This window comes from Pseudomonas faucium (assembly GCF_021602585.1).
Taxonomy (GTDB): Bacteria; Pseudomonadota; Gammaproteobacteria; order Pseudomonadales; family Pseudomonadaceae; genus Aquipseudomonas; species Aquipseudomonas faucium.
In genome coordinates, this window is the sequence record NZ_BQIP01000015.1 from 121551 (window position 1) to 133059 (window position 11509).

The window sequence follows — 11509 nt, forward strand, 5'->3', positions numbered from 1 at the left end:
TTACAAAGGCAGGACCTCTCAACCGGGAACGCCCCCATGGCACGGAAAAAAGTGATCACTCGCAAGATAGGCCGCAACGCGGAAACGGGCCGCTTCACGTCAGTGGAAGAAGCTCGCAAGCATCCCAAGACCCATGTGGTCGAGACACTGCGCCAGCGCTGCAATTAGCGGCTGCCTGAACGGGCCTGCTCGCTGGTTTACCGGCGAGTTGGCCCGCACAGGCGGCACTGCTGCTCGCTGCTCATTCCTGCCTAAAACACCATATGATGTGCCTTTGAATTTAAACTGGCACAACATATAGCTTAGCGCTACACTCCCCTCCTGTAGAAAACGGCACTCGCCTGCTGAACGGAAAAGCGCCAGACCGGTCGAAAAATTACCCTCGACCGCAGGGCAGCCTCCCCCGATTGAAAGCGAATTCCGGTATACTTCGCCCCCTCTGAAAAGGGCACCCTTCAAGTCCCTGGCCCCTCCCCGAGGCCTGGCCAGGTACGAACCCAGATGTAACGAGAGTCAGCCTCTCGAGCTGTCCATTCGCCGTAACGGCCTTGCGTCAGGCATCACATTCTTAAAATCCAACCGGTTGCCCCAGGGCAACCCTCAAGCAGGAGCCAATGACCATGCTGAGCTGGGACGAATTCGATAAGGAAGACGGCGAAGTCGCCGCCAAAGGCGCCACCCCTGCGCAGGCCAACGCCGCTGCCACCCTCGACAAGCTCGACAGCGCCGGCGGTGCCGCCGCCCTGGAAGCGCGTGCCGCCACCGCTGCCGACTCCGACGCGGTGAAGCGCGCCAAGGCTGCCCTGGACGCCCTGGACATCGCCGAAGGCCTGGCCGAGCTGGAAGGCTCCTCGGCCCGCGTTGCGGTCGATGAAAAGCGCATGATCAACTGCCGCGCCGACCTCAACCAGCTGGTACCGTTCAAGTACGACTGGGCCTGGCAGAAGTACCTCGACGGCTGCGCCAACCACTGGATGCCGCAAGAGGTCAACATGACCGCCGACATCGCCCTGTGGAAGAGCCAGGACGGCCTGACCGAAGACGAGCGCCGCATCGTGATGCGCAACCTCGGCTTCTTCTCCACCGCCGACTCACTGGTTGCCAACAACCTGGCCCTGGCCGTGTACCGCCTGATCACCAACCCGGAGTGCCGCCAGTACATCCTGCGCCAGGCCTTCGAAGAGGCGATCCACACCCACGCCTACCAGTACTGCATCGAGTCGCTGGGCATGGATGAAGGCGAGATCTTCAACATGTACCACGAGATCCCGTCGGTAGCGAAGAAAGCCGCCTGGGGCCTGAAGTACACCCGCGCCATCTCCGACCCGGAATTCAACACCGGCACCGTCGAAACCGACAAGGAGCTGCTGCGCAACCTGATCGCCTACTACTGCGTACTGGAAGGCATCTTCTTCTACTGCGGCTTCACCCAGATCCTGTCCATGGGCCGCCGCAACAAGATGACCGGCGTTGCCGAGCAGTTCCAGTACATCCTGCGTGACGAGTCGATGCACCTGAACTTCGGTATCGACGTGATCAACCAGATCAAGATCGAGAACCCGCACCTGTGGGACGCGGCGATGAAGGAAGAAGCGACCCAGATGATCCTGCAAGGGACTCAGCTGGAGATCGAATACGCCCGCGACACCATGCCTCGCGGCGTGCTGGGCATGAACGCGGCGATGATGGAAGACTACCTCAAGTTCATCGCCAACCGTCGCCTGACCCAGATTGGCCTGAAGGAAGAGTACCCGGGGACTACCAACCCGTTCCCTTGGATGAGCGAGATCATGGACTTGAAGAAGGAGAAGAACTTCTTCGAGACGCGAGTGATCGAGTATCAGACGGGAGGGGCGTTGAGCTGGGACTGATTGTCCGGGCTGACATCGAGAAGGCTGCCGATTGGCAGCCTTTTTTTTTGAAGCTTCTGCAGAGGTGGCTGCTTCGGCTTCCTGTACCGGCGCTTCGCGGATAAATCCGCTCCTACAGGTTCAGCTCCGCACGCAGGGGCAGCTGAGTATTCGTGCGCTGTATTGAAAATCCCCCAGGTGCTGTATCTATTCCCGCAGATACCCAGCCCTCACCCTTCACCTCACCCTCGAATGGTTGAAGGATCCCGCATCATGGCTGCCCTACTCCTGCAAATTTCCCCTCTGGGCCTGGTGATCACGCTGATCCTCCTGCTGCGCCGCCCCCCCGTGCAGGCGGCCCTTGCCGGGGTGGCCGGGGTGTTGCTGCTGTGGGGCCTTGGCGCTGCGCAGCCGCTGTCGGCTGCGGTGTCGGCGGCGATCATCCAGGACACGCTGATCCTGTTCCTCAACACGGGCAGTGTGATCGCCCCGGGCCTGGCCTTTGCCATCCTGGTCGAGCGCGCGGGTGCGCCGCAGGCGATCGGGGCGTGGGTGCGGGAGCTAGGGTGGACGCCGCCGATGCAGGTGATCTTCATCGTGCTCGGGCTGGCGCCGATGCTCGAGGCGATGACCGGGTTCGGGGTGTCGCTGATCGCGACCGTGCCGTTGCTGATGGGGCTGTTTTCGCGCCAGCAGGGCATGAAGATGGCGTTGGCAGGCATGGTGGTGATGCCGTGGGGCACCCTGGGGCTGGCCACGGTGATCGGCGCGCTGCTGGCCCATGTGCCTGCGCAGGAACTGGGCAGCCATTCGGCGCTGGTCAGTGCACCGGTGTTTCTCTGCCTGGCCTGCGTGGCGCTGGCGGTGGCGGGGGTGCGCAGCGTGCAGGCGTGGCTTGGGCTGGGGCTGACTTCACTGCTGTTCAGCACGGTGCTGTATGCGGTCAACCGCTGGATCGGGCCGGAGGCCTCAGGCGTGCTGGCCGGGCTGGCGGTGGCCTGCGTGGGCCTTGGGATTACCTGGGCGCGGCGCGGGGCGCGGGTGCGTTGGCCGCAGGCGGCGTGGCCGTACCTGGCGCTGCTGGTGGTGATCATTGCGTCGCGGGGGCTGTTTCTGCTGACTGGCTGGGAGGGGCTGTGGGCGGTGCAAGGCGTGAGTGTGTCGTGGAAGCCCCTGGCGTCGCCGGGGCTGGCATTGCTGCTGGTGGTGCTGCTGATGGTCGGGCGCCAGGGCGAAAGCTTTCCATGGCGAGCGCTGGTCATGCGTGCGCGGTTTCCCTTGGCCACGGTATTGCTGTTTCTGCTGCTGTCCCAGGTGATGGTCAAGGCGGGCTTTCTGGTCGAGGCGCAGCGGGCATTGCAGGCGCTGTCGGGCGTATCGCTGGCGGCCACGGTATCGCTGCTGGCAGGGCTGGCCGGTTACGTCACCAGCTCCAATGTGGGCGGCACCACGCTGGTCATGCCCTCCATCGCGGCATTGTCCGGCAGCCATGGCCCTTGGCTGGCCGCCATCGCCAACAGCGCCGCGGGGCATGGGGCGCTGGGCTCGCTGTCGATCCTGTCGCTGGTCACCGGGCTGGCCGGGGCCAACCGTGAGGAAGAACACGGGCTGATCCGCTTCGGCTTTGCCCTGGTGCTGCTGAACATCGTCATGGTGGCTGCAACAGGTGTGATTTTGCTCTACCTTTCGGGAGCCTCCGCCTGACTCGACACAAGGCCCCCATGGACCACACCCCCAAGCCCGACAAACGCTGGCAAACCGTCTACGCCTGGCTGCTGCGCCAGATCGACAGCGGCGAATGGCCCAAGGGCACGCAACTGCCCTCGGTACGCGAGCTGGCCCGCTTGTTCGACAGCAGCATCGCCACCGTGCAACGGGGCCTGGCCGAGCTCGAGGCCAATGCCTATGTCCAGGCCACACCGCGTGTGGGCTATTTCGTGGCCAACGGCGCGGCCCAGGTGCAGGGGTTGGACTTGGCAAGCGTGAGTGTCAACGTCGACCACGCGGTGGTCGCCATGCTCGCCCAGGCGGCCAGCAACACCCAACTCTCGCTGAGTTCGGCGGTGCTGCATGACGAGTTCGCGCCCCAGGTACTGCTGAGCAAGTGCCTGGCGGCACTGGCCAGCAAGGCCGATCAGCCGCTGGCCGGGCTGATTGCCCCGCCCGGCCTGGCCTCGTTGCGCCGGCGTATCGCCGGGCTGATGCTGCAACGCGGCGTGGCGTGCAGCCCGGACGACATCCTGGTGACCTCGGGCGACACCGTGGCCCTGGAGCTGGCCCTCGAAGCCGTGGCCAAGCCAGGTGCCACGGTGGCCATCGAGACGCCCACCTACTACGGCATCCTGCAAACCATCGAGCGCTTGAGGATGCGCGCCCTGCCCATCCGCACCCAGGCGGGCAGCGGCATCGACCTCGAGCACCTGGAATGGGCGCTCAAGCAGAAAAAGGTCGATGTGATCTTCCTCAACCCGACTTTGCAGAACCCGCAGGGCTTCATCATGCCCGACGCGGCGCGGGCTCGGCTGGTGCACCTGGCGCAGGCGGCGGGTGTGCCGATCATCGAGGACGACATCTTCTTCGACCTGCTGGACGAGGCGCAGCGCCCCAAGGCGATCAAGCATTACGACACGAGCGGGCAGACCCTCTACTGCTCGTCGTTTTCCAAGACCGTGGCGCCGGGGTACCGGGTGGGCTGGTGCTTGGCCGGCCGTTATCGGGACGCGATCCTGGCGCAGATGTTTTCACGCAACCTGGCGGTGTCGAGCCTGGCGCAACGGGTACTGGATGAGTTCATCGGCCGGGGGTACATGGAGGAGCATTGCGCGAAACTGCGCGGGCGGCTGGCGGCGCAGACCGAAATGATGGATGCCCTGGTGCGCTCGGCGTTTCCAGCAGGCACGCGGTATATGCCGCCCCAGGGAGGCTTCATTCACTGGCTGGTGTTGCCCGAGGGGACGGACATGGCGGCGCTGCAGCAGCTTGCGAGTGAGCGTGGCTGCAACGTGGGCGCCAGTGCGATGTTCTTTGCCGATGGCCAATGTGGCACAGGCTTGCGTGTGTGCCTGGGACGGCTGATCACGCCTGAGGTGATGCGGGGGCTGAAGGTGCTGGCCGAGTGTGCACAGCTGGCACAGCGCAGCCGGTAATCAGGCCAAGTGCGCCTGCCCGCGCAAATGCTCGGCCAGCATGTCGACGAACGCGCGCACCTTGGCCGAGCCGTACTTGCTCTCGCGGTGCAGCACATGGATTGGCCAGGGCGCTTCCTCATACTCGGCGAGGATCACCTTAAGTTGCCCGCTGGCGATTTCGTCGACCACCTGGTACGACAGCAATCTCGCGATGCCCAAACCGCCCACCGCCGCAGCGATGGCGCCGTCGTTGCTGGTCACGGTGAGCCTGGGCTGCATGCGCACCGTCGTCGGCTGGTCGGTCACGCCGAAGCGCCAGCCGGCGCGGGGCGAGAGGTTGGTGGTGGCAATCACGGCATGCTCGGGCAAGTCCGAGGGATGCTGTGGCACGCCGTGGCGGGCCAGGTACTGCGGGGAGGCGCACAACATGCGCCGCACCTTGCCCACGCGCAGGGCCTTGAGGCCGGAATCGGGCAGCGGGCCGATGCGCACGGCCACGTCCATGCCCTCCTCCACCATGTTGACGATACGGTCGAGGAAGTACGCCGACACGTCCACTTCCGGGTACTGCTGCAGGTAGCGCACGATGCAGGGCATGACGAACTTCTTGCCGAACAGGATGGGCGCGGTGACTGCCAGCTCGCCCTTGGGCGTGGCGTTGATGCCGGCGGCGGCTTCGTTGGCCTCGTTGATGCTGGCGAGGATGTGCCGGGTGTCTTCCAGGTAGCGGCCGCCGGCTTCGGTCACGCGCACGCTGCGAGTGGTGCGCAGCAGCAGCTTGACCCCGAGCTGGTCTTCCAGGGCGCTGATGGCGCGGGTGACGGCGGCGGGCGAGATGTCCAGGCGGCGGGCGGCGGCGGCGAAGCTTTCGAGCTCGCCGACGGCGACGAATACCTTCATCAGGTGGATCTGGTCCATGCCGGCTCCTGGGGTTCGGGGGTGGCGGAGATTATCGGTGATCTGTGGGTTTTGTGCCGGCGATTGGGCCGCCACTGACACCCTCAAAGCTCCAGCACCAACGCCTGCGCGCCCTCCTCCACCTGAGCAGGCACGGCGCAGCAAATCAGCACTGTCCCCTTCTCCGGCAACTCGGCAGGCGGGTTCGGATAATGCACCTGGCCACTCACCAGCCTGGTCTTGCAGGTGCCGCATGACCCACCCCGGCAACTGAAATCCGGTGCCAGCCCGCGCGCCTCGGCCAGTTCCAGCAAGCTGCCACTAGAGGGCGCCCAGCGCGCCTCCTTGGCCGAACTGGCGAAGTACACCGGCACCGGCTCGCTGGCGGCGGGGGGCTGGTGCAAGACGGGCTGGTTGTCATCGCCATGGCGCCTGAGTGTCGAAGGGCCGAAGGCTTCGGCATGGATGCGGGCATCCGGTACGTGTATGGCGCGCAAGCCTTCGTACAAGTCCTGGGTGAAACTGGCCGGGCCGCACAGGTAGAAGTCGTAATCGTCCAACGCCAGCCTTGCCTTGACCTGCTCGATGCCGAGGCGGCCGGCGTGCTCGAAGTCGCGACCGGCCACTGCGTCGGCCTCCGGCTGGCTGAGCGCACGATACACGCTCAATAGGCCACCGGCTTGCTGGCGCAGTGCAGCCAACTCTTGCTGGAATGGCAGTTCGGCGAGGTGGCGGGCGCCCTGGAACAGGTGAATCCGCCGCCCCTTTTGCAGGGCCAACTGTTCACGCAGCATGGCCATCAGCGGGGTAATGCCCACGCCTGCGCCTATCAGCACCAGCGGCCGGGCGCTGTCACTGTCCAGGGTGAAGCCGCCCATGGGCAGGCGCACCTGCAGCAAGTCGCCAACGGCGATTCGTTCGTGCAAGTAGCGCGATGCCGGGCCCTGGGCCTTGACGCTGATGCGCAAGTGGCCATCGGAGGGTGCGCTGGACAGGCTGTAGGTGCGGATCAGCGGGCCATCGCCGGCCAGGGGAATGCGCACGGGGATATGCTGCCCCGCCGCGAAGGCCACCGGCCCATCGCCAGCCAGGTAGAACGAACGGATATCGCGACTTTCCTGCTCCACCCGCTGCACCCGCCACGTCAGCCACTGGCGTTGCCGCGCCTGCTGCTGCAGGCGTTGCTCGGCTTCGGCCCAGGTGCCGGTCATCAGGCTGGTCGGCGCGTATTCCTGGAACGCCCAGCGCAGGGAGATAGCCGCGCGGCGCAGCACTACCTGTTCGACAGCTAGCGTCCACAGCCGCTCGGCGCCTTCGAATGCCTTGATCGCCGGGCTGTCGAGGATCACTTCGGTGCGCCCGGTCAGTTGCAGCACGTTGCCGTTGCTGAAGTCGACGAACAACAGCCCCGCTCGCGGGTTCTCCAGCAGGTTGCCCAAGGTGTTGAAATGCAGGTTGCCGGCATAGTCGGGGATGGTCAGGCGATTGCCTTGGACCTTGACGAACCCCGCACGGCCGCCGCGATGGGACACGTCCACGGCGCGGTGGCCGTCCGGGTGATCGATGTAGCTGGCAACGAAGAAAGTGTCGGCGTGCTCGATCATGGCTACAGCCTCGGCATCCAGTGCAATGGAATCCTCACGCCCCTGCGCCGGCTCATCGACGCGATGATAGGCGCGCAGCTGGATGTATTGCGGGCAGTTGCCGAACGACTGCTCCACCGTGACCGCCAATTGGCCGCTGGCAGTGCTGTGAATCAGGCCATTCATGCGGTTGCGCCGGCGGGTGTGCAGCTCGATACCGAGCAGGCCGATGGCCTGCCCGGCTGCCATGCCCGGGGTTGCCGGGTCGTCACTGGCGAGCGGGGTTTCAATCAGCAACTGCCGCGGGTCGGGTGAGCGGAGGAAGCCTTGCGGGCCTTCGAGCAAGGTTGCCCACGGCTTGCCCCTCGCGTCCACGGCCCCGGCGACGATGAACGGCAGTTGCTGGTAGAACGTGCGGTGCTGGTCGGGCATGTGGTCACGAATGACCTTCTGCCCGAACGCCTCCATGCGCTGCGCTACCCCCACCTGCTCCTGCAGGCGCTTTTCCCCGGCGTGCCAGGGCGAGCGGTGTTGCTCAGGACGTTGCGACATGGCGGCATTCCTCGCTTTACCCGCGGCTCACGCGGTGGCTTGCAAGCCCACGACCGTGCGCGGCATGGCGACAAAACCGGGCAGTGCCTCGACCCGGGCCAGCCAGGCACGTACCTGCGGGTAGGGTTCCAGCGACACATTGCCCTCTGGGGCGTGGGCGATGTACGAGTAGTTGGCAACGTCGGCGATAGTCGCTTCATTGCCGACCAGGAAAGGTGCCTTGGTCAGTTCGGCATCCATGACCTTGAGCAGGGCGTGGGCGCGGCCAATCACCTCGTCGGTGTTGAACGACGCACCGAATACCGTGACCAGGCGCGCGGCGGCAGGGCCGAAGGCGACAGGCCCTGCGGCGACCGACAGCCAGCGTTGCACGCGGGCGGCGCCAAGCGGGTCTTGGGGCAGCCAACGGCCTTGCTTGTCATAGGTACTGGCCAGGTAGACCAGGATGGCGTTGGAATCGGCGATCACGGTGCCGTTGTCGTCAATCACCGGCACCTGGCCGAATGGGTTGAGCGCGAGGAACTGCGGCTGTTTGTGCTCGCCCTTGGCCAGGTCGACAAAGACCAGTTCGGCAGGCAGGCCGAGCAGAGAGAGCATCAGTTCGATGCGGTGGGCGTGGCCGGACTTGGGGAAGTTGTAAAGTTTGATCACGGTGGGAGCTCCAGGGTCGGCACCGGTGTGGTGCGGCTGGAGCACATGCTGCGCTGAATCGTCTTACAACAGAATCAGTGCCGTGGGGAAACCATAATTTCGTTTGCCGAAACAATCATGGCAACCCAGCTACGGCACCGGCTGTTCAGCTCAATGGCGCAGTTGGCGCTGGTAGCGGTACAGGCCCTTTGCCGCTGCGATCACCTGCGGTACACAGGCCTGCAGCTCGCTGAAGCTCATGGCATCGAGCACTTCGAAGTTGTCTTCCAGGCCATGCAGGGAGATGGCCTTGAGCAGTGTGTCCTGCTCTGGCGGCAGTTCTGCCCAACCGGCGACCTGGGTGCCGCGCATGTAGCCGAAGCACCACTCTTCCATGATGATCGCCGGGCCTTCTTCGGCTTCGCTTTCTTCGAATACCGGCTCGAAGCCTTCGAGGTCATCGGCCAGTTGCTCCGCCACCTGATGGGCGTAGCGCAGCATCAGTGCCGTGTAGGCCTCTTCGTGGGCGGGTTTCTTGAATTTGGGGACCTTGCCACCTGCTACTGCTGGCAGCCATTGCTCGGGGATGATGTGGGTCGGGGAACTGGCCAGGGCCGTGAAGAAGCCATTGAGTTCGGCCAGGTTGAGCACCGAATAGTCGTTGCCGTAGGTAATCAGCAGGTCTTCGAGGCGGTCGAGTTCTTTTTCGCTGAGCGGAGGGAGCATGTGCGGGCGTCCTGGGGTGGCGTTTTGCGTGCACCCTAGCACAAGGGGGGTCAGCGGTCTTGCGTGCAAAAGCAATCGCCGGCAAGCCGGCTCCCACACCAGGGTGTACCTGTGGGAGCCAGCTTGCCGGCGATCGGCCCTTCAGCGGTTACACCGCCAGCGCGCGCTCACGCAGCTCGCTGTTGAGGATGCGGTCGTTCTCGCTGTAGTCGACCGGGCAGTCGATCACGTGCACGCCTGGGGTCTTGATGCAGTGCTCGAGCAGCGGCAGCAAGCCTTCGGCGCTTTCCACGCGGTGGCCATTGGCACCATAGGCTTCGGCGTATTTGACGAAGTCCGGGTTGCCGTAGTCCAGGCCGAAATCGGTGAAGCCCATGTTGGCCTGTTTCCAGCGGATCATGCCGTAGCCGTCGTCACGCAGGATCACCACGGTGATGTGCATGCCCAGGCGTACTGCGGTTTCCAGCTCCTGGCTGTTCATCATGAAACCGCCGTCGCCGCATACCGAGATCACCGGGCGGTCCGGGTACACCAGGTGCGCGGCCATGGCCGATGGCAGGCCGGCGCCCATGGTCGCCAAGGCGTTGTCCAGCAGTACGGTGTTGGGCTTGTGGGCCTTGTAGTTGCGGGCGAACCAGATCTTGTAGATGCCGTTGTCGAGGGCGACGATGCCTTCCGATGGCAGGGCACGGCGCACGTCGGCGACCAGGCGCTGCGGGTAGACCGGGAAGCGGTTGTCGTCCTTGCCTTCGGCGATCTGTGCTTCGTTGGCCTCGCGGATGGCCATCAGGCGGGTGAAGTCCCAGTGCGAGGTGTCGCCCAGGCCTTCGCCGATCTGCCAGACGGCGTTGGCGATGTCGCCGATCACTTCGACCTGCGGGAAGTACACGGCATCGACTTCGGCGGAGCGGAAGTTGATGTGGATGACTTCGGTACCGCCACGGACCATGAAGAATGGCGGCTTCTCGATCACGTCGTGGCCGATGTTGACGATCAGGTCGGCCGCTTCGACGGCGCGGTGCACGAAGTCACCGGAGGACAGCGCAGCGTTGCCCAGGAAGCGCGGGCTGCGTTCATCGACCACGCCCTTGCCGAGCTGGGTGGTGACGAACGGGATGCCGGTCTGGTCGATCAGCTGCTTGAGGACCTTGGCGGTCATCTTGCGGTTGGCGCCGGCGCCGATCACCAGGATCGGGCTGCGGGCGTTGCGCAGCTTCTGGATGGCAGCGTCGATGGCCACGTGCTCGGCCAGCGGGCGGCGGTGCAGGCTCGGCGGGATCGGCATGGCGTCGGTCTGCTCGGCGGCGATGTCTTCCGGCAGCTCCAGGTGCACCGCGCCCGGCTTCTCTTCCTCGGCCAGGCGGAATGCTTCACGCATGCGCGACGGGATGTTGTCGGCGGAGGCGAACTGGTGGGTGTACTTGGTGATGGGGTCCATCATGCCGCACACATCGATGATCTGGAAGCGGCCCTGCTTGGACTTCTTGATCGGCTTCTGGCCGGTGATCATCATCATCGGCATGCCGCCGAGGTAGGCGTATGCACTGGCGGTCACCAGGTTGGTGGCGCCAGGGCCGAGGGTCGACAGGCTGACGCCGGTCTTGCCGGTCAGGCGACCGTAGGTGGCGGCCATGAAGCCTGCGGACTGCTCGTGGCGGGTCAGTACCAGCTTGATCTTCGATTTGCGCAGGGATTCCAGCAGGTCGAGGTTCTCCTCGCCGGGAATGCCGAATACATACTCGACACCTTCGTTTTCCAGGCATTGCACAACGACATCGGCGGCCTTGGCCATCTTGCTTCTTACCTCAGTTGTATAGGACGGTGGAGGTCCAGAAATGCGCAGCACGGTACGCTGGCATCGCTATGTCCGGGCGCGAGGATGCCCCGAACCTAAGCCTTGACGCAGGCCAGGCAGGGAAAAGTCACGTTTGCGAACGGGATTAATTGTCGCACCGTTTCGGACATTTGCGCAGGTAGGAGGCGAGCAAAACAGCTTTGCCTGGGAATACAAAAGCTGGAAAGACAAAACCCCTACCTGCTCGCGCAGATAGGGGTTTTGCGAAATGAATCTTGACGATGACCTACTCTCACATGGGGAAACCCCACACTACCATCGGCGATGCATCGTTTCACTGCTGAGTTC

9 protein-coding genes and 1 rRNA gene are annotated in these 11509 nt (G+C 64.5%); 4 read left to right on the forward strand and 6 right to left on the reverse strand.

What is annotated here, in order from left to right:
- Positions 1-36: 36 nt before the first annotated feature.
- The 4 genes from L6D75_RS27330 (at position 37) to L6D75_RS18155 (ending at position 4996) form a co-directional block, all read left to right on the forward strand.
- Entirely contained in the window at positions 37-168 is a 132-nt protein-coding gene (locus L6D75_RS27330) for a hypothetical protein (protein WP_276574741.1), read from the forward strand.
- 452 nt (positions 169-620) lie between these two features.
- The gene (locus L6D75_RS18145; protein ID WP_176511447.1) at positions 621-1871 is read left to right on the forward strand and encodes a ribonucleotide-diphosphate reductase subunit beta; all 1251 of its coding nucleotides are present in this window, start codon (positions 621-623) and stop codon (positions 1869-1871) included.
- Between the two features lie 252 nt (positions 1872-2123).
- Positions 2124-3554: an L-lactate permease gene (locus L6D75_RS18150; RefSeq protein WP_176511446.1), complete on the forward strand. Its 1431-nt coding sequence runs from the start codon at positions 2124-2126 to the stop codon at positions 3552-3554.
- A gap of 17 nt (positions 3555-3571) precedes the next feature.
- Entirely contained in the window at positions 3572-4996 is a 1425-nt protein-coding gene (locus tag L6D75_RS18155; protein ID WP_176511445.1) for an aminotransferase-like domain-containing protein, read from the forward strand.
- On the opposite strand, the gene L6D75_RS18160 is transcribed toward L6D75_RS18155, so the two are convergent.
- The 6 genes from L6D75_RS18160 to rrf all read right to left on the reverse strand — a co-directional run.
- The gene (locus L6D75_RS18160; protein WP_176511444.1) at positions 4997-5896 is read right to left on the reverse strand and encodes a LysR family transcriptional regulator; all 900 of its coding nucleotides are present in this window, start codon (positions 5894-5896) and stop codon (positions 4997-4999) included.
- 83 nt (positions 5897-5979) lie between these two features.
- Positions 5980-8010 carry a pyridoxamine 5'-phosphate oxidase family protein gene (locus L6D75_RS18165; RefSeq protein ID WP_176511443.1) on the reverse strand — a complete coding sequence of 677 codons (2031 nt, stop codon included), beginning with the start codon at positions 8008-8010 and terminating at the stop codon, positions 5980-5982.
- Positions 8011-8037: 27 nt separating this feature from the next.
- Positions 8038-8661 carry a glutathione S-transferase family protein gene (locus L6D75_RS18170; protein ID WP_176511442.1) on the reverse strand — a complete coding sequence of 208 codons (624 nt, stop codon included), beginning with the start codon at positions 8659-8661 and terminating at the stop codon, positions 8038-8040.
- A gap of 150 nt (positions 8662-8811) precedes the next feature.
- On the reverse strand, positions 8812-9366 hold the full coding sequence (locus L6D75_RS18175; protein ID WP_176511441.1) for a UPF0149 family protein: 555 nt from the start codon (positions 9364-9366) through the stop codon (positions 8812-8814).
- 148 nt (positions 9367-9514) lie between these two features.
- On the reverse strand, positions 9515-11158 hold the full coding sequence (locus L6D75_RS18180) for an acetolactate synthase large subunit (protein ID WP_176511440.1): 1644 nt from the start codon (positions 11156-11158) through the stop codon (positions 9515-9517).
- 276 nt (positions 11159-11434) lie between these two features.
- A 5S ribosomal RNA gene (rrf, locus tag L6D75_RS27635) occupies positions 11435-11509 on the reverse strand; the annotation flags it as partial.

Excerpts from the sequence above, each read along its gene's own strand:
- L6D75_RS18175 (WP_176511441.1), bottom strand. The coding sequence starts at position 9,366 with ATGCTCCCTCCGCTCAGCGAAAAAGAACTCGACCGCCTCGAAGACCTG.
- L6D75_RS18155 (WP_176511445.1), top strand. The coding sequence starts at position 3,572 with ATGGACCACACCCCCAAGCCCGACAAACGCTGGCAAACCGTCTACGCC.
- L6D75_RS18150 (WP_176511446.1), top strand. The coding sequence starts at position 2,124 with ATGGCTGCCCTACTCCTGCAAATTTCCCCTCTGGGCCTGGTGATCACG.
- L6D75_RS18180 (WP_176511440.1), bottom strand. The coding sequence starts at position 11,158 with ATGGCCAAGGCCGCCGATGTCGTTGTGCAATGCCTGGAAAACGAAGGT.
- L6D75_RS18165 (WP_176511443.1), bottom strand. The coding sequence starts at position 8,010 with ATGTCGCAACGTCCTGAGCAACACCGCTCGCCCTGGCACGCCGGGGAA.
- L6D75_RS18145 (WP_176511447.1), top strand. The coding sequence starts at position 621 with ATGCTGAGCTGGGACGAATTCGATAAGGAAGACGGCGAAGTCGCCGCC.
- L6D75_RS27330 (WP_276574741.1), top strand. The coding sequence starts at position 37 with ATGGCACGGAAAAAAGTGATCACTCGCAAGATAGGCCGCAACGCGGAA.
- L6D75_RS18160 (WP_176511444.1), bottom strand. The coding sequence starts at position 5,896 with ATGGACCAGATCCACCTGATGAAGGTATTCGTCGCCGTCGGCGAGCTC.